The following is a 15,906-nucleotide window of genomic DNA, read 5'->3' as shown; positions in this document are numbered from 1 at the left end:
TTTGTCCGTTTTATACGTTTTTAATGCTCTGCCGCCAAAGTGTCGCCACTATTGCTGGCCTATCTGATAGGAGAATAATCGAATAAGCGATCCATGCAAACTTCCAGTTTATAGAAGTCAGTTAATGGGTAAAGTCTGATTATGTCACTATCAAAATCAGTAATGCCAGATAGCCTTTCTTTTCGATCAAGAAATCTGATAGCTCTCTCCTGCTCAGATGTTTTGGGGATCGCATTCTGATACTCTAATGTTTTTAAAACCTGCCATGAAACAGGTGGAGTGAAATCAAATAATGATGACAACCTTGGGCAAAAATCTTTTTGAGTCGTTTGTCTATATGTAGCTTTGGGTGGTAACACAACATTTATTGAAAGTTTTGAACCTCGACTTTTTTTCATTTTCGTTGATGAATAAGCTATGCCAGATATTGGAGATTGACCCCGTGTGCTAATCCACTGCATGAGTAAATTAGGTATTATATATTCTTGTGTAAAGCTTGAGTTTTCATGCGTTTTTATATAGCCACATGAAAAAATTAAAGGCCAGAGAACCAAATACGAACCTTTGATATAATTATTTGTTCTTAACTCTTCACTGCCCCATTCTTTAGTATTGATTGAGGTTTTCAGTTGTGGAACAAAGTTAAGAATTTTAGATTTAGTATCTTGTGATATGAATGAAGATATATATAGTTTATCAAAATCTGGTTTGTCCATTTCTTGCCAGCATACATATAGCGATGAGCCTAGATATAAACAGGGGAGTCCCGCTACTGAGTAACGTTGGGCACTTACAAGATGTCGGCAGGAAAATGGAATATGGAAAATATCTTCCCTGTTAAGTAATGGTCTGTCTGATTTACGTACTCTATAGAGTGGTTGATCATAATTACATATTTCCTTAAGAGGCATTGTGATTCTTTGAATATGCTTATTAATAAGATTATCTGAAAAAGTGTCATCGAATATATCATATGCCTCTTTGATGTCACCCGCTAAAAACTGTTGAAGACTCTCGGTTATTCCTAGTTGTATTTTTAATACTCGCTTTATTAGCAGATCAATCTTAAGTCTGGTTTTGTTTTTAATTTTAAATTCATTTAAAATTTTAAGATATTCATTGCAGCGAGAGTTAAAATCAGAAACGATGTCACCTTTGGGTTTAAAAGGGGGCATTAAATCCTCATTACCATACAACTCATCCAACATCATATTTAACTGAGTTTCAACATCTCTATCCTGTTGCATTCTGTTCTCACTTTAATAAATTTAGTGGATTTTTAGTCACAGCGTCTTCTAAGTGATCTGGAGAAAAATGGGCGTAAATCATCGTCATTTTTATATCGGCATGGCCCAGAATATCACGCAGTACCAGTATGTTTCCGCCATTCATCATAAAATGACTGGCGAATGTATGACGCAGCACGTGAGTGCATTGGCCCTCTGGTAGCTCGATGCCAGCTCGTTTTACTGCTCGCTCAAAGGCTTTTCTGCACGGGGTGAATAGCTTCCCTCTGTTCTTGGGGAGTTCGTCATACAGATCCTGAGATATCGGCACGGTACGGTTTTTCTTGCCCTTGGTCTTGGTATAGGTGATTCGGTATTTCGATAACTGATGGCCCTGCAGGTTTTCGGCTTCACTCCATCGTGCACCGGTGGCTAGGCATATTTTTGCAATCATCAGTAAGCTGGGGCTTTGAGAATCTGCGCAGGCATCTAATAGGCGCTTAATTTCTTCTGGTGTCAGAAACGCTAGTTCGCCCTCTGCGATTTTAAATGTTGGCAGTCCGGCGAGCGGATTGGGCGCTGACCAGTGGCCCAGCTTTTTCAGGGTGCCAAAAACTGATGATAGGTTGCGCTGTTCAAGGTTTACCGTGCGGGGCTTAACAGGTGACATAAGCGTGCCATCTTCATTTCGCACTTCACCTTTTAGCCGCGCTTCGCGGTATTTCGTAAAGTCACCGGCTGTCAGTTCTGAGGCAATGGGATCACCCAGACCATTACAGATAATTCTAAGTTTCGCCATCAGGCGTTTGGGGTCTGCAAGCGTCTGCCCGTAGAGTGAATGCCATTGCTCTATCACCTCTGACAGATGTCGCCGATCCTCTTTTTCTCCTAGCCATGGTTTTTTGTTCACTTCATCCATGGTGAAGTTTTCGAATGCTATGGCCTCGCCTTTCGTCGCAAATTGCTTGCGCACGCGTTTGCCGTCGCGCCCGTTCGGGTAGCACTCACACAACCATTTTCCGTTCGGCTGCTTTCTGATCGTCATATCACAGACTCTTAATTACTTTTATAGCACGTCCTACTACCTCGATATCATCAAGGCTGCACTCAAAAGATGACTCACCCTGCTGGACAATTAAGCGATTGCCGGGGATGCGTGCAAGTTTAGCTATCGTTTTTATTCCATCAATATCAACGAGCCATACGCCATTTACTGGTGGAGTGCCGCTACGGTCAACGAGGTAAGAGCCATCGTCTGTATGGATGAGCCACGGATTAGTCATGTTGTGGGGGATTAGACTGTTATCCAATATCACCTTGCCTTGGTCCACTAAAGCGCCACCATCTAATGTGGCCTTATCAATTTCAGGCGCTACAACCTCGGATAACGGTTTGATGTGGGTCTGGTTCACAAAACCAAAACTATTTTCCTGCGCGTTATTATCATTTTTATCACCTTGCCCAGTCGTTAACCAAAGCAGCGAAACCCCAGTTTCAAGAGCGCACTGTATAACCCATTCAGCAGGGAAGCTGTCTCTTAAGTATCTGTTTGCCATAGTGCTTTTTGAAACGGAAAGATGGTCACACAACTGCTGTCGAGAGTTGAAGTTATAAGCCTTAATCAGCCTATTGATAGCTTCACGCCCTCCGCTGTCATTACCTACCTTGATAGATCTCATAAGCAAAACCCTTGACGTATATAAAATGTGATCTTAGTATTCACTTAAGGTTTGAAAAACAAACCCCAACCCTATAAAACGAGATAAATCGAAACCAAACTAAGAGATACTGCACTATGAGCACTGATATTTCAATTCGTGTACCAAAAGAGATGGCTACACCTGCAGAGTTCGCTGAATGGGAAGGTATCTCCCGTGGCTCTGTTTACCAGAAAATTCACCATGGTCAGCTTGCTAAGTACATGGTCAAGAAAGAAAAAAACAAAGGTCGCGTAAGTCTGCGTTACCTGATGTACAAAACAGACCAGGTTCGTGAATCCCTCGGTCATTCCAACTTTCGCGTCATTGTTGGTCAGCAAGTTCAATTATGAGAACTTTTTGAGAGGGGCACATGTTTGATTATAAGATTTCCAAACATCCACATTTTGACGAAGCCTGCCGGGCTTTCGCGCTGCGTCACAACATGGCGAAGCTGGCAGAATGCGCAGGAATGAATGTCCAGACGCTGCGCAATAAGCTGAACCCGGAGCAACCGCATCAACTTACGCCGCCGGAGATCTGGCTGCTGACTGATATCACAGAAGACTCAACGCTGGTTGACGGTTTTCTGGCTCAAATCCATTGCCTGCCGTGCGTGCCATTGAATGAAGTGGCAAAAGAGAACCTGCCACATTACGTCATGAGTGCAACTGCGGAGATTGGGCGTGTAGCTGCAGGCGCAGTATCCGGTGATGTGAAAACCAGTGCAGGCCGCCGCGATGTGATCAATAGCATCAACTCAGTTACGCGCCTTATGGCACTCACTGCAGTTTCATTGCATGCGCGTTTGCAGGCGAATCCGGCGATGGCAAGCGCGGTAGATACCGTGACGGGCCTGGGCGCTTCGTTCGGTCTGATCTGAGGTGGCTATGCTGACTAAAGAACCATCTTTTGCATCACTGCTCGTTAAGCAAAGTCCTGCAATGCACGGCGGTCATGGCTGGATTATGGGGAAGGATGGCAAGCGCTGGCATCCATGCCGCTCTCAGGATGCGCTGCTGGCTGAATTGTCCACTAAAAAGCAGGGGAAACCATGGCTATTGAAGGGGATGCTGCGACTGTTCCGCTAAGCGCTGGCCTCCGCCTTAATGGGTTAAACCACATCGCGGAATTAAGGGCGAAAGTGTTTGGCTTAAATATTGATTCAGAACTGGAGCGCTTTATTAGCGATATGTGGGACCAACGGGATATTAACCATGAACAGAATAAACGCGCACTAGCCGCAATATTCTTTATGGCAAAGATTCCGGCGGAACGTCATAGCGTCAATGTTAGTGAGCTGACGACTGACGAAAAGCGGGAGCTGATTAAAGCAATGAACCATTTCCGTACAGTGGTGAGTTTATTTCCAAATCGGCTAGCCATGCCGAATTAACCAACAACCGAAATTAAAGGCGTAAACCCGCCGGGCTTCTTATTGCCCAAATTCAGGAGAAACAACAATGCGAAATATTGAAACCCGAATCACCAAAACAGGACCAGATGATGCTGGCCTTAATCAGTTGCTGACTGATGCGCGTATGGAAGAACGCCGGGGACGTGCTGATGTATTTGCTGCTCATCTGGAAAAGCTGGCGGTGCATATCACGCTCGGAAAACTCAACGGCACCCAAGCTGCAGAGCTGCTGCGTAATGCTGCGGAAACTATCCAGAGCGAAGCGCAGGAGATCCACTGATGGCTGATTCAATGGACCTCGTGCAGCAGCGCGTGGAAGAAGACCTCCAGCGCCACATCCACAACGCCCGCGCCAAAGTGCCGGGCGTTTCCCGTGTGCTTTGCATAGATTGTGATGCGCCGATCCCGTCAGCTCGTCGTCGCGCCATTCCGGGCGTTCAGTGCTGCGTCACTTGTCAGGAAATCGCAGAGCTGAAAGGTAAGCATTACGTGGGAGGTGCTGTATGAGCACCATCCTGAAATGGGCGGGAAATAAAACCGCCATCATGCCGGAACTGATTAAGCACCTTCCTGCTGGTCCGCGACTGGTTGAACCTTTCGCGGGTTCATGCGCTGTAATGATGGCGACAGACTATCCTCATTATCTTGTCGCGGATATTAATCCCGATCTTATCAATCTCTATAAAAAAATTGCCCTTGATTGTGAAGCTTTCATATCACGGGCAAAAAAAATTTTTGCGATCGCGAATAGAGAAGTTGCTTATTACAACATTAGACATGAATTTAATAATTCATCCGAAATAACTGATTTAATGAAAGCAGTATATTTCCTTTATCTCAATCGCCATGGTTATCGTGGGCTGTGCCGCTATAACCTGAGCGGGCATTTTAATGTCCCTTACGGTAATTATAAAAATCCGTACTTCCCTGAAAATGAAATACGTGATTTTGCAAAAAAGGCACAGCGCGCAACGTTTATATGCGCCAGCTATGACGAAACACTGGCGATGCTGAAAACTGGTGATGTGGTTTATTGCGATCCGCCATATGACGGAACGTTTACCGGTTATCACACTGCCGGTTTTACAGAGGACGACCAGTATCATCTGGCGTCTATTCTTGAGCGCCGGTCATCAGAAGGTCATCCGGTTATCGTATCCAACAGCGACACATCCCTGACACGCTCCCTTTATCGTAATTTTACCCGCCACCGTATCACCGCAAAGCGCAGCATGGGTGTGGCTGCGGGTGATGGTAAATCTGCAGCCGAAATCATCGCCACGAAACTAGTGTGCTGGTTCGGTGTTGATTTTGCCAGAGGTCCAGACCGTACTGTTGAGGTGCGCGTATGAACCATTCTGCAGCAGTAATTGTGCCAACTGATATCAGTGTGATGGTTCGGGAAATAGAGGTTTCGTACAACCGCTTTCTGAATGAATTTCGGATTCCAACTGATCACATAATTGTCGTTAACTTCTCTGCCGGAAAAGACAGCACGACAACAGCGACAATCGCACATCATCTTTTCGGTGATCGCGTACAAAACGTAATGGCTGATACCGACAATGAACATGAATTAACCGTTGATTTTGCGCGAAATATTCATCATCAAATTGGTTGTAAGCCTGTGCAGATAGTTAAGCGTACTTATTCCGAAGTTGAATTTGAACGCCGCCGTAAATCGCTCAATGAGCGCTGGTCAAAGCGTCAGGCGATCCGCATGGGCGCTTATCGTGGCGTAATTATGCCATCACTGGCGAGGTCAGATACCAAATTTGGTCAGGCATGGCTACGTACTGCTGAACGCTGGGGCATTCAGTTTGAAACAGCCCTGGAGGCGGCTCTTTCAGTCATGCACCCAACTGGTAATAGCTTTCTCGATGCTGCTCTGTTGCACGGCAAATTCCCGATGATGCGTGACCGTTTTTGTACTGATGAACTCAAGATTCAGATCGCGTTCGATGCGGCAATAAAACCACTTCTTGATGATGGTGAGGTGGTCGTTCAGTGGTCTGGCGTGCGTGCAGATGAGTCCGACAAGCGCGCTGGGTACGCAAGATTTGCACGCGATGAACGTGATCCTGACTTTCTCTATAACTTCCTGCCCATCCATAAATGGACGGCGGCTAATGTTTTCGCCTTACATAAATATTTCGGCATTAAACCAAACCCTTTGTACCTGCAGGGCGCTGACCGTGTTGGCTGCATGAACTGTGTTTTATGCACGAAAGAAGAAATTGCGCAGACTGCAGCACGCTGGCCTGAGCATATCGAAAAACATCACGAGTGGGAGAAAAAAGTACGACTGGCATCGCGCTGGGTTCATTGGATGAGTGTAGGCACAGTTAGCCAGTCATGGATGCGCGCTCAGTTGGGCGTCCGTGATGTTATCCGGTTTGAACTGGATAAGGTTACCGGAGAGGAGGTTGCGTTGCGTAAACGCTATCCGGTGAATCTCTGTCAGGAAGTCAAATTGTACGGACTTGAACCAGATGTTCAGCACATTGACTGGTCAGGATTCTACGGGCCGCGTGGAAATATGGGGGCACCGTCAGCGCTTGATGTTGTCGAGTGGGCCAAGACTGGTCGTGGCGGCAAGGTCTACGATTTAGTCAAAGCCAGCATGGACACTTCACTGTGCTCATCACGATATGGTCTTTGTGAATGAGCGTTTATTTATGGAACGCGCCAAAAAAGGCGATAAATCCATACTCAGACCCGGCGGAAGTTGCGCCGGAGTCTGCGCTTTCAAACCTGATCGCTCTTTACGCTGCGGATAATAAGCAGGAGCAACTGCGCCGTGAGGCGCTGAGCAATGAGGTCTGGGAACGCTATTTCTTCAATGAATCCCGTGATCCTGTCCAGCGTGAAATGGAGCAGGATCGGCTGATTAGCCATGCCAAAACGGCGCGCGAGCAGCAGCGTTTTAATCCCGATCTGGTCATTATTGCCGACGTGGGCGCCCAACCGGCGCATATCAGCAAGCCGCTACTTGAACGGATTAAATATTTCCATAGCCTGGGCAGAGCAAAAGCTTATTCCCGCTACCTGCGCGAAACAATCAGGCCGTGTCTTGAGCGGCTGGAGCGCGTGCGTGACAGCCAGGTGTCTGCGTCTTTCCGGTTCATGGCGAGCCACGACGGGCTGGAGGGGCTGCTGGTACTCCCTGAAATGAATCAGGATCAGGTCAAACGCCTATCCACGCTGGTTGCGGCACATATGAGCATGTGTCTTGATGCAGCCTGCGGTGATTTGTTTGTCAGTGATGATGTTAAACCAGAAGAAATTCGTCAGGCATGGGAAAGGGTTGCTGCAGAGGCCATGCGCCTTGAGGTCATCCCGCCAGCGTTTGAGCAGTTACGCCGCAAAAAGCGCCGCCGCAAGCCGGTGCCTTATGAACTGATCCCACCGTCGCTGGCGCGTATGCTGTGTGCGGACTGGTGGTATCGCAAACTGTGGCAGATGCGTTGCGAGTGGCGGGAGGAACAGTTGCGCGCCGTCTGCCTGGTCAACAAAAAAGCGTCCCCGTATGTCAGCTATGAAGCCGTGATCCACAAACGCGAGCAGCGCCGCAAATCACTGGAGTTCTTCCGCTCGCATGAGCTGGTCAACGAAGACGGTGACACGCTGGACATGGAAGACGTGGTGAACGCCAGCAACAGCAACCCGGCACATCGCCGTAATGAAATGATGACCTGTGTTAAGGGACTGGAGCTGATCGCGGAAATGCGCGGAGACTGCGCGGTATTCTATACCATCACCTGCCCGTCACGCTTCCACGCAACCCTCAACAACGGCAGACCTAATCCGAAGTGGACCAGTGCCACGGTCCGGCAGAGCAGTGACTATCTGGTTTATACGTTCGCCGCTTTCCGCAAGGCCATGCACAAGGCCGGGCTGCGCTGGTATGGCGTCCGCGTGGCAGAGCCGCATCATGACGGCACCGTGCACTGGCATCTTCTGTGCTTCATGCGCAAAAAAGACCGCCGTTCCATCACCGCGTTGCTGCGTAAGTTTGCCATCCGTGAAGACCGCGAGGAGCTGGGCACCAATACCGGGCCTCGCTTCAAGTCCGAGCTTATCAACCCGCGCAAGGGCACGCCGACCAGCTATATCGCCAAATACATCAGCAAGAACATCGACGGGCGCGGGTTGGCTAAAGAAATCAGCAAAGAAACCGGCAGATCGCTGCGTGACAGCGCCGAGCATGTCAGCGCCTGGGCGTCATTGCATCGTGTCCAGCAGTTCCGTTTCTTTGGTATTCCTGGGCGTCAGGCATACCGAGAGCTGCGCTTGCTGGCTGGTCAGGCGGCGAGAGTGCAGGGCGAACGCAAAGCGGGCGCACCGCTACTGGATAACCCGCGTCTGGATGCGGTACTGGCGGCGGCTGATGCGGGCTGTTTTGCCACCTACATCATGAAGCAGGGCGGTGTGCTGGTTCCCCGAAAACATCACCTTGTCCGCACGGCTTATGAGCTTAACGACGAGCCGAGCGCTTACGGCGATCACGGTATCCGTATCTATGGAATATGGTCCCCGATTGCAGAGGGTAAGATTTGCACGCACGCGGTGAAGTGGAAAAAGGTTCGTAAGGTCGTTGACGTTCAGGAGGCGGCAGCCGACCAGGGCGCTTGCGCCCCTTGGACTCGTGGCAATAACTGTCCCCCTGTTGAAAATGTGAACAAATCAGGGGGTGATTTACCCGATATTAAAACCATGGATGAGAAGGAGCTGCAGGAATATCTCCACAACATGGGCCAGAAGGAACGGCGGGAGCTGACAGCCAGGTTGAGACTGGTAAAACCGAAGCGGAAAAAAGCATACATACAGAGTATTTCCGAGCAGCAGCGCCTGCAGCTTGAGGCAGAACTGACTACCAGGGGGTTTGAAGGTAGTGCATCTGAGATTGATTTGCTTCTGCGTGGCGGCAGCATTCCATCCGGTGCCGGTTTACGTATTTTTTACCGTAACCAGAGGCTGCAGGAAGATGACAAATGGCGTCAATGGTACTAAGGTTGCTGTTTAACATTTCGTGCTTTATTGACCGACATCAGTACATCCAATTAACTGACAAAAAAGAGTTTTACATTTTTTCTTTCCTACTATACTGTTTATATAAACAGTGGATATATATACAGTATTTGTGTATCCGTGTAATGATAGGAGGGAAGATGCAGGACTATCTTTTGGAGTCATTGAAGCTCCAGCGTATTGATTTTTTTATCAAGCTTGTAGCGGCTAGTGAGTGCAGCGACGAAGAAAAGCGGCTGGCTATCCAGTGGGTGTCCGAACTGACAGACGAGTTGATGGCGAAAATTCGCAGCCATGAATACAGCCGGTCAATGGACGTTACCAGTTAAAGGGAATCTGTATGCGCATTGAAATAATGATCGATAAAGAGCAGAAGATTAGCCAGGCCACACTGGAAGCCCTTGAATCCGAGCTTTACCGTAATTTGCGCCCTCTGTATCCCAAAACAGCAATTCGTATCCGTAAGGGCAGTGCCAATGGTGTTGAACTGAGCGGGTTAAAACTGGATGAAGACAAAAAGCGAGTGATGGAAATTATGCAGCAGGTCTGGGAGGACGACAGCTGGTTACATTAGATAACGTTGTGAGAGGCAGAACGTAGTTCTGGCGCTCGCAAGGTTGAACAACGAGCTATGCGAGGCGTTAGCTATGGGGTCTAAAGACAACAAGTATCAAATTGTATATCGCGGTCAAACGCTGGAAACAATCATTCCCGGTCAGTGGGTTTTCTTTCAACGCCCAAAAGAGTGCGGCGGCGGATACTGGATGGGAAGAACTTATGATGACTGTTTCTGGCTTGAGCTGGAGTATCCGGTGTCTTTATCTGATGGACTTGGTTACTTGATAGTTATTACGAAAGTCGAAGCCACAAGTCATGAATTTGATGCAAATTATTCTCTGTTTGACTGATTTCGTCGTAGTGCATGACTATGCCGCATGAAAACGCATGATCGTTTAAGGATCGTTTATGCTGAGGCCCGCCAGAACTGGCGGGCTTTTGCCTGTTTCATGCAGGTGCATGAAAACCACTACATAAAGCGGGCAGGCGTGGCGGGGATACGAGCGCGCGCCGAAGCGATTATGTAACAGTTTTGGCTATTGATGTCATAGTGAACTTAATGATGGAGAAAGTGTCAACCTATGTGTAAACTACAGTTAGTGAGATAGAGAGATATGAGATGAAACAACTTCAAGGAGGGCGGCATGAGTACTAACAGCGAACGTATGTCCAATGCGCCCGTTTACTACGCATTGGTGCAAGTAAAGTTTACTCCAGTAGCTGCAATGAGTAAGTATGTTCCAGACATACAAGATGCGCTAAGAGTTGAAGGATTTCCTTTATTTGAAGTTTCCAATACAACTCAGCTGAAATTTGAAATTAAAAACCCCAATGAGCCACCGGTACATTCATTTGAACCTGTGACAAGTTGGTTGATGATTGATGCGGATAGAAAGTCTGGTTTTGTTTTAGGCAACGATTTCATTACGTTCCATACAACAGATTATGATAACCATGTACCTTTCATTTCATCATTGATACTTGGTCTGAGCAAAGTTCTTGAATTTGCTAAGCCATCGTTGGTAAGCCGGATTGGGCTTCGATATTTGGATGCTGTGTTTCCTGAGAAAAGCGAAACAATTGAGCAGTATCTTGTAAAGGAACTTCATGGTGTTGATTTCGGATGGACGCCAATACAGTCCATACAAGAGTCTGTATATCAGACATGTGTTGAGCCATTGATTTCTAATGGATTTATGGTTTCACGCATACATAAGATGAATGGTCAGCTAGGTTTTCCGCCAGATATGATTCCTAATGGTTTACTGCCGCTGCCGAGATTTAGTAACACAGAGTTTCGTATGCACGCAATAATTGATACAGATCATTATGTTGAAGGCAACATGTCAACTGATTTGCAGTTAATTGAAAAACAGATTCTTTCGTTGCATAGTAAAGTTAAAGAAGCATTTGAAGGCATGGTTTCAGATTTTGCCCGTGCTAAATGGCACTGAAACAACGGAGGTGACTAAAATGTATGCAATTCCTACCGGAAGCATAGGCTCTGTAGATCGGTATACTCCAGATTCGCAGTCAAGCTCATGTGTATCAGGTGTTGTTGCTGTCGCCGCATCTTTACTATTAGTTGGTACGGGGGCTTCATACCCTGTAAATGCTTATAAGCAATGGCGTCAGTATGTTCAGCCAAGGGTTCAGTTTGCATTTGATTCTATAGAGTCAACGTACACGCCTGCAATTTCTCCTGAGGTTGATGTCAGGAATGTTGCCCAACATTTGGCTAATATTCGAGAAGTGCTGTCTCCATCAATGTCAGAACTGGCTAAGGATTTGGGGATAACTCGGCAGGCTCTCTATAAATGGTTGTCAGGGGAGAACCAGCCTGATGATGCTTCAAAAGTGCAATTCATTACCAACCTCAGTAATGTTGCTGACTCTTTTTCCAAAGCTGGACTCAATGATGCGAAGCTATTGGTGAAAATGAAAGCATTCAATGGTAAGTCGTTGATGGACTTAGTAAAAGAAGGTGAGTCTTGGAACAAGCCAGTTCAGGTATTGATTGATGAAGCTAAAGCGATGAATGCAGCAGCTGAATCGGCCAATTACTTAGCAAGCAAGGCGAAACCGACAGATGATTGGAAGTCATCTATTTCAATTCCTGGAACAGTAGAGGAATAAATCACATTTATGTTGGTACGAGGAACATCATGGCGTCAGGGGCATGTTCTTAAACATGATGATGCCGTTTCACTTGGACTTCTGAAGCCTGATGAAACGAACCATAAAGTTGTAGTTATAACGCATGATTGTGATTTACAGAGTAATTCAGAAAAAAACGTGGAACTTATGTTTGGCCCCTTGAAAAAGGGGTCAAGCAAGATGAAAAGGGCTAAGCATCCGAGAATCCTCGATCTATGTTTTGAAAACCCAGAAAGTGCTAAGAAGAACGCAGTAGAGCTTCGGCATGAAAGAAAAGCCATCATTCCTAAAGAAGCTTTCCATTGTGAGGAAAACGATCCGGCATTCACCATTAGTACAGAAGAGAAACAAGCTCTTAAGCAATGGTTAGCAGCTAAGTATGGTCGTCCTGCGTTTCCTAACTCGTTTGAAGAGCGCTTGCGGGCTTACGACGAGGATAAAAAATTTATTTTCGAAAAAGAAGTTGCGGACATTATCGCCACAAACGCAGAGCATTTGATCGGAGTTTTTTTCGATTTGGGCGAAGAAAGATTTAACGATCTTGAGGAAGGCATACCATATGAGCTTTCTATCAATGTTGTTTATGATGCAACTGAAGGTGGCCCCGATGCCAGAGTGGCGGCTGAACAAACCTGTTCTGATCTAAAGGCATTGTTTTATAAGTTTTATGGTGATCCAATCTTGGGACATTCAGAGCTTATAGAATTGAATACGTGCATTGCTGTTGCCGATACTCATTTCTCCCTGTATGCATTGAGGCGGATGGATCAATGGAGGGTGGAATACATCAGCCTTGAAGAAGATTCATATGGCGATTTCATTGGTGCCGGTGTTTAAACTGACTGTTTCGACAGCCAGTTTAAACAGGCTTTAATCAAGCATCGCCTAATTTATATTCGTCAAAACGAATAATTTCGTCATTAAGCCATTCATTTAATTCCATTAATCTTTTTTGAAGTGGAATCAATTCATTACGAACGAATACTCGACTAGCTTTTTCCACGTCTCCAAACCCACCAACGTTGCTCGGCATAATTCCCATCATCTGCGGTGGCACGCGGTGCGCTGCCATCATGTCATCGCGGCTAACGTTCTTGATGTTCAGAAACTCATCTTTTGCTGCGACCTCTGACAGCGGGATGATCTGGATGCCGTCCTTTTTTCCGTTGGGCGAATACATAAACAGGTTGCGGAAATTGCCTGGGCCTTTGGCGCTTTTCATTGCCTGGCGGATATTGTTCACGTCCTCCTGATTCTGCGCGGCGTCGGTCATGTACATGATGAACCCTGCATGGCTGCCGTTGATGTAATACTTGCGGCGAAACAGCGTGGCAGACTCGTTTAGCAGGGCTGAGGGGATGGCTGATAGATATTCCGGCAGGCCGTAAATCTCCTGGTTTAAATCAGGTTCCATCAGGTGAAAGATACTACCTTTGGTGAACTCATACGGTTGTGTTGCCATGCCGTACTGCACAAACCAGTAGGTATCCAGATCCACGCCACGCCGGGTGTATTTCGCCAGCGACGGCTCCAGCGACAGAATACCGCCAAGGCGGTTGGTGCGCTTCTCCAGATAAGCGTTACCAAAAACAAGATAATCCTGCACGAAGCGGCTGAATGCTTGCTGGCTCAGGAGTGGATGCGGGATAAAGGTGCTGGTCAGAATATTGCGTTTAACGGCAATCGGTGAGCTGTGGTGCACGGCGGCACGGTAGGTGCGAGCCAGCCCATCAAAACTGACTGGCGGCTCATACCATCTGTCCATCTGCACGCACTCCACGTAATCCAGTAGCTCGCGGCGGTCCAGCACCGGAATCGGATCGCCAAAGCTGAATGCCTCAGCAGTTACGCCTGCATTTTTAGGCGCCATACCTTCTGTTGGCGTTGTGCTGGTTAAGGCTTCGGGTTCACTCATCAAAAAATCTCCACAATATTGCTGGTATTGGCGGATTCGCCCTGCAGCGGTTCGTTAAACAGTGCGTGCATCGTTGCCCAGGCCAAATCTGCGTGGCTGGCTTCTTCGCTGCGGCTGGCTTCATAAGTGGGGCGGTTGCCGCTGGCGGTGGTGGCGCGGCGGATAGCCATAAAGGACTGCGCAATGTCGGTGTGCCCGGCGTCAAACTCCAGACGGCGGTGGCTGATAATGTCGTACGCCTTGAGCACCAGGGCGTTTTTAACGTTGGGGTTGTAGACAAACTCCCGCACGGCAGGAAAGAACGCTTTTACGTTCTCATAAACACCGTGACCGACGCCGGTCGAGTCGATGCCGATATAGGTCACGTTGTACTGCTGCGTCAGTTTTTTGATGGCGTCCGCCTGGGCGCGGAAGTCCATTCCGCGCCACTGATGACGCTCCAGAATGCGGAACTTCCCGCCCGGTACAGTGGGCGGGGCCATAACCACGCAGCCTGCGCTGTCACCGTTCTGCGTACCTTTCGCCGGGTCGTATCCGATCCAGACATCTCTCCAGCCAAACGGGCGCAGCGCCAGCGCCTGAAAATCGGTCCAGACTTCCCAGCTGTCCACCATGCACGCCTGCAGCTCGCTGAGCGGGAATACTGACGCCAGATCGTCAATAAATTCGCACATCAGCAGGTTCTGGTATTCGTCCGGGCTGTACTCCATGCGCAGCTGGTCGAGATCGAACAGGTTACAGCCGCCGCGCACCGCATCCTCTACGGTGACGATCTGGCGATACTGCCCGTCAGGGCAGAGCAGGCCGTGCGCAAGGTTGCTGTGGGTCAGGTCAATATCCACCTTGTCCGCTTTGGCACGGCCCCGGTTAAACAGCGCGCCGGACCAGAACGGATAGGCGCTGTGGGTCAGGCTGGACGGCGTGGAAAAGTAGGTTTGTCGCCATTTCTTGTGAATGGCCATGCCGGAGGCAACCTTGCGCAGCTCCTGGAATTTCGGTATCCAGAAATATTCATCAAGATACAGGTTGCCGTGGTAGCTCTGCGCCGTGCGGGCGTTGGTGCCGAGAAAGTACAGGCACGCGCCATTGCTGAGCGTCATCGGGTCGCCTTTCAGCTCAACATCCACCTCTTTTGCAAAGTCGATGATGTACTGCTTAAAGACGTGCGCCTGCGCCTTACTGGCTGAAAGGAAAATCTGGTTGCGCCCGGTGGTGATGGCATCAATCAGCGCTTCGCGGGCAAAAAAGTATGTTGCCCCAATCTGGCGTGACTTGAGCAGATTGCGAATGCGGTGTTTTACGCCTGCCTGCCACCAGTGGCGCTGATATTCAAACATGCCGTTGCGGAAGATTTCTTCCAGCTTTTCGGCCTGTTCATCAGTGAAAACATTCTTTTCGGGCTGGCGGCGTGGCCCTTTGTTACGGTTGGCAACTTTCGGGTTTAAATCAGCTTCATTCCCGCCATCGTTAAATTTTCCGATCCGGGCATGGCGCTCTGACTGGCGCGCCAGCAGGTCAATTTCCTTGAAGTCTTTCCCTTCTTTCTGCTCCTTCATGATGAGCTGGCAGTAACGTGCGGCGGTGGTGAGCTGCATCTGATCAAGCGGCCCATAGTCGCCCCACTTGTCGCGCTTCTTCCAGCTGTGAACGGTTGCAACTTTTTCGCCCAGCATTTCAGCAATGCGGGCTACGCGGTATCCCTGAAAGTACAGCAGCATGGCCTGCCGACGGGGATCGAGGTCTGCGGGGGTCAGTGTCGTGTTCATGACCCAAACATACGGCCTTGGATGGCGGCTTTCCCCGGCTGCGGTTTGTGTGGTTTACCGTACAAATACAGCGCGTTGTCTCACTCCCCCCATCACCGCAAACATAAGGCTCCAGTAAGTTATTTCTAACGGAGCATGG

21 protein-coding genes are annotated in these 15,906 nt (G+C 48.3%); 16 read left to right on the top strand and 5 right to left on the bottom strand.

Features of this window, described 5'->3' with window-relative positions; all coding sequences use genetic code 11:
- Positions 1 to 59: 59 nt before the first annotated feature.
- From BZK41_RS19540 to BZK41_RS19530, 3 genes are read right to left on the bottom strand one after another with little or no spacing between them, the layout of a single operon-like run.
- Positions 60 to 1,247 carry a hypothetical protein gene (locus BZK41_RS19540; RefSeq protein ID WP_079939235.1) on the bottom strand — a complete coding sequence of 396 codons (1,188 nt, stop codon included), beginning with the start codon at positions 1,245 to 1,247 and terminating at the stop codon, positions 60 to 62.
- Positions 1,248 to 1,254: 7 nt separating this feature from the next.
- On the bottom strand, positions 1,255 to 2,271 hold the full coding sequence (locus BZK41_RS19535) for a site-specific integrase (RefSeq protein WP_079939234.1): 1,017 nt from the start codon (positions 2,269 to 2,271) through the stop codon (positions 1,255 to 1,257).
- A 1-nt stretch (position 2,272) separates the two neighbouring features.
- Positions 2,273 to 2,905: a phage repressor protein CI gene (locus BZK41_RS19530; protein ID WP_061382282.1), complete on the bottom strand. Its 633-nt coding sequence runs from the start codon at positions 2,903 to 2,905 to the stop codon at positions 2,273 to 2,275.
- 116 nt (positions 2,906 to 3,021) lie between these two features.
- On the opposite strand from BZK41_RS19530, the gene BZK41_RS19525 reads away from it, so the two are divergent.
- The 16 genes from BZK41_RS19525 to BZK41_RS19455 all read left to right on the top strand — a co-directional run bounded on the left by BZK41_RS19525 (position 3,022) and on the right by BZK41_RS19455 (position 12,923).
- Positions 3,022 to 3,276, top strand: coding sequence for a Rha family transcriptional regulator (locus BZK41_RS19525; protein WP_079939233.1), 255 nt, complete (start codon positions 3,022 to 3,024; stop codon positions 3,274 to 3,276).
- A gap of 20 nt (positions 3,277 to 3,296) precedes the next feature.
- The gene (locus BZK41_RS19520; RefSeq protein ID WP_079939232.1) at positions 3,297 to 3,806 is read left to right on the top strand and encodes a phage regulatory CII family protein; all 510 of its coding nucleotides are present in this window, start codon (positions 3,297 to 3,299) and stop codon (positions 3,804 to 3,806) included.
- A gap of 7 nt (positions 3,807 to 3,813) precedes the next feature.
- On the top strand, positions 3,814 to 4,014 hold the full coding sequence (locus BZK41_RS19515; RefSeq protein WP_079939231.1) for a phage filamentation protein Fil family protein: 201 nt from the start codon (positions 3,814 to 3,816) through the stop codon (positions 4,012 to 4,014).
- A complete protein-coding gene (locus tag BZK41_RS19510; protein ID WP_079939230.1) occupies positions 3,978 to 4,319 on the top strand; it encodes a DUF5347 family protein in 342 nt (113 codons plus the stop codon). The genes BZK41_RS19515 and BZK41_RS19510 overlap by 37 nt, the downstream gene beginning before the upstream one ends.
- Positions 4,320 to 4,386: 67 nt before the next feature.
- Entirely contained in the window at positions 4,387 to 4,620 is a 234-nt protein-coding gene (locus tag BZK41_RS19505; protein WP_079939229.1) for a DUF2732 family protein, read from the top strand.
- Positions 4,620 to 4,847: a TraR/DksA family transcriptional regulator gene (locus BZK41_RS19500; RefSeq protein ID WP_079939228.1), complete on the top strand. Its 228-nt coding sequence runs from the start codon at positions 4,620 to 4,622 to the stop codon at positions 4,845 to 4,847. Before BZK41_RS19505 ends, BZK41_RS19500 begins: the two co-directional genes overlap by 1 nt.
- Positions 4,844 to 5,692 (top strand): DNA adenine methylase, encoded by an 849-nt coding sequence (locus tag BZK41_RS19495; RefSeq protein WP_079939227.1) that lies wholly within the window; start codon positions 4,844 to 4,846, stop codon positions 5,690 to 5,692. Before BZK41_RS19500 ends, BZK41_RS19495 begins: the two co-directional genes overlap by 4 nt.
- On the top strand, positions 5,689 to 7,008 hold the full coding sequence (locus BZK41_RS19490) for a phosphoadenosine phosphosulfate reductase family protein (RefSeq protein WP_079939226.1): 1,320 nt from the start codon (positions 5,689 to 5,691) through the stop codon (positions 7,006 to 7,008). Before BZK41_RS19495 ends, BZK41_RS19490 begins: the two co-directional genes overlap by 4 nt.
- Positions 7,005 to 9,353 (top strand): replication endonuclease, encoded by a 2,349-nt coding sequence (locus BZK41_RS19485; RefSeq protein WP_079939225.1) that lies wholly within the window; start codon positions 7,005 to 7,007, stop codon positions 9,351 to 9,353. Before BZK41_RS19490 ends, BZK41_RS19485 begins: the two co-directional genes overlap by 4 nt.
- Before the next feature lie 158 nt (positions 9,354 to 9,511).
- Positions 9,512 to 9,700: a hypothetical protein gene (locus BZK41_RS19480; RefSeq protein ID WP_001154444.1), complete on the top strand. Its 189-nt coding sequence runs from the start codon at positions 9,512 to 9,514 to the stop codon at positions 9,698 to 9,700.
- 11 nt (positions 9,701 to 9,711) lie between these two features.
- Positions 9,712 to 9,945: a DinI family protein gene (locus tag BZK41_RS19475; protein ID WP_019077494.1), complete on the top strand. Its 234-nt coding sequence runs from the start codon at positions 9,712 to 9,714 to the stop codon at positions 9,943 to 9,945.
- Positions 9,946 to 10,018: 73 nt separating this feature from the next.
- Positions 10,019 to 10,279: a hypothetical protein gene (locus BZK41_RS19470; protein ID WP_019077493.1), complete on the top strand. Its 261-nt coding sequence runs from the start codon at positions 10,019 to 10,021 to the stop codon at positions 10,277 to 10,279.
- A gap of 27 nt (positions 10,280 to 10,306) precedes the next feature.
- On the top strand, positions 10,307 to 10,456 hold the full coding sequence (locus tag BZK41_RS27300; RefSeq protein ID WP_172313238.1) for a hypothetical protein: 150 nt from the start codon (positions 10,307 to 10,309) through the stop codon (positions 10,454 to 10,456).
- A gap of 117 nt (positions 10,457 to 10,573) precedes the next feature.
- A complete protein-coding gene (locus BZK41_RS19465; protein ID WP_079939224.1) occupies positions 10,574 to 11,383 on the top strand; it encodes a TIGR04255 family protein in 810 nt (269 codons plus the stop codon).
- Positions 11,384 to 11,402: 19 nt separating this feature from the next.
- Positions 11,403 to 12,065, top strand: a complete 663-nt coding sequence (locus tag BZK41_RS27040; protein WP_139762629.1) for an XRE family transcriptional regulator — start codon at positions 11,403 to 11,405, stop codon at positions 12,063 to 12,065.
- A gap of 9 nt (positions 12,066 to 12,074) precedes the next feature.
- Positions 12,075 to 12,923 carry a hypothetical protein gene (locus tag BZK41_RS19455; RefSeq protein ID WP_079939222.1) on the top strand — a complete coding sequence of 283 codons (849 nt, stop codon included), beginning with the start codon at positions 12,075 to 12,077 and terminating at the stop codon, positions 12,921 to 12,923.
- Positions 12,924 to 12,960: 37 nt separating this feature from the next.
- On the opposite strand, the gene BZK41_RS19450 is transcribed toward BZK41_RS19455, so the two are convergent.
- Positions 12,961 to 14,001 carry a phage portal protein gene (locus BZK41_RS19450; RefSeq protein ID WP_079939221.1) on the bottom strand — a complete coding sequence of 347 codons (1,041 nt, stop codon included), beginning with the start codon at positions 13,999 to 14,001 and terminating at the stop codon, positions 12,961 to 12,963.
- Positions 14,001 to 15,767: a terminase ATPase subunit family protein gene (locus BZK41_RS19445; protein WP_079939220.1), complete on the bottom strand. Its 1,767-nt coding sequence runs from the start codon at positions 15,765 to 15,767 to the stop codon at positions 14,001 to 14,003. The genes BZK41_RS19450 and BZK41_RS19445 overlap by 1 nt, the downstream gene beginning before the upstream one ends.
- Between the last annotated feature and the right edge of the window lie 139 nt (positions 15,768 to 15,906).

This window comes from Citrobacter sp. A316 (genome assembly GCF_002042945.1).
Classification (GTDB): Bacteria; Pseudomonadota; Gammaproteobacteria; order Enterobacterales; family Enterobacteriaceae; genus Citrobacter; species Citrobacter portucalensis.
The sequence above is the reverse complement of the archived record's forward strand: the minus strand, read 5'-3'. Positions and strand labels throughout refer to the sequence as shown.

Coding starts and splice junctions, on each gene's coding strand:
- BZK41_RS19540 (WP_079939235.1), bottom strand. CDS start 1,247: ATGCAACAGGATAGAGATGTTGAAACTCAGTTAAATATGATGTTGGAT.
- BZK41_RS19535 (WP_079939234.1), bottom strand. CDS start 2,271: ATGACGATCAGAAAGCAGCCGAACGGAAAATGGTTGTGTGAGTGCTAC.
- BZK41_RS19530 (WP_061382282.1), bottom strand. CDS start 2,905: ATGAGATCTATCAAGGTAGGTAATGACAGCGGAGGGCGTGAAGCTATC.
- BZK41_RS19525 (WP_079939233.1), top strand. CDS start 3,022: ATGAGCACTGATATTTCAATTCGTGTACCAAAAGAGATGGCTACACCT.
- BZK41_RS19520 (WP_079939232.1), top strand. CDS start 3,297: ATGTTTGATTATAAGATTTCCAAACATCCACATTTTGACGAAGCCTGC.
- BZK41_RS19515 (WP_079939231.1), top strand. CDS start 3,814: ATGCTGACTAAAGAACCATCTTTTGCATCACTGCTCGTTAAGCAAAGT.
- BZK41_RS19510 (WP_079939230.1), top strand. CDS start 3,978: ATGGCTATTGAAGGGGATGCTGCGACTGTTCCGCTAAGCGCTGGCCTC.
- BZK41_RS19505 (WP_079939229.1), top strand. CDS start 4,387: ATGCGAAATATTGAAACCCGAATCACCAAAACAGGACCAGATGATGCT.
- BZK41_RS19500 (WP_079939228.1), top strand. CDS start 4,620: ATGGCTGATTCAATGGACCTCGTGCAGCAGCGCGTGGAAGAAGACCTC.
- BZK41_RS19495 (WP_079939227.1), top strand. CDS start 4,844: ATGAGCACCATCCTGAAATGGGCGGGAAATAAAACCGCCATCATGCCG.
- BZK41_RS19490 (WP_079939226.1), top strand. CDS start 5,689: ATGAACCATTCTGCAGCAGTAATTGTGCCAACTGATATCAGTGTGATG.
- BZK41_RS19485 (WP_079939225.1), top strand. CDS start 7,005: ATGAGCGTTTATTTATGGAACGCGCCAAAAAAGGCGATAAATCCATAC.
- BZK41_RS19480 (WP_001154444.1), top strand. CDS start 9,512: ATGCAGGACTATCTTTTGGAGTCATTGAAGCTCCAGCGTATTGATTTT.
- BZK41_RS19475 (WP_019077494.1), top strand. CDS start 9,712: ATGCGCATTGAAATAATGATCGATAAAGAGCAGAAGATTAGCCAGGCC.
- BZK41_RS19470 (WP_019077493.1), top strand. CDS start 10,019: ATGGGGTCTAAAGACAACAAGTATCAAATTGTATATCGCGGTCAAACG.
- BZK41_RS27300 (WP_172313238.1), top strand. CDS start 10,307: ATGAAAACGCATGATCGTTTAAGGATCGTTTATGCTGAGGCCCGCCAG.
- BZK41_RS19465 (WP_079939224.1), top strand. CDS start 10,574: ATGAGTACTAACAGCGAACGTATGTCCAATGCGCCCGTTTACTACGCA.
- BZK41_RS27040 (WP_139762629.1), top strand. CDS start 11,403: ATGTATGCAATTCCTACCGGAAGCATAGGCTCTGTAGATCGGTATACT.
- BZK41_RS19455 (WP_079939222.1), top strand. CDS start 12,075: ATGTTGGTACGAGGAACATCATGGCGTCAGGGGCATGTTCTTAAACAT.
- BZK41_RS19450 (WP_079939221.1), bottom strand. CDS start 14,001: ATGAGTGAACCCGAAGCCTTAACCAGCACAACGCCAACAGAAGGTATG.
- BZK41_RS19445 (WP_079939220.1), bottom strand. CDS start 15,767: ATGAACACGACACTGACCCCCGCAGACCTCGATCCCCGTCGGCAGGCC.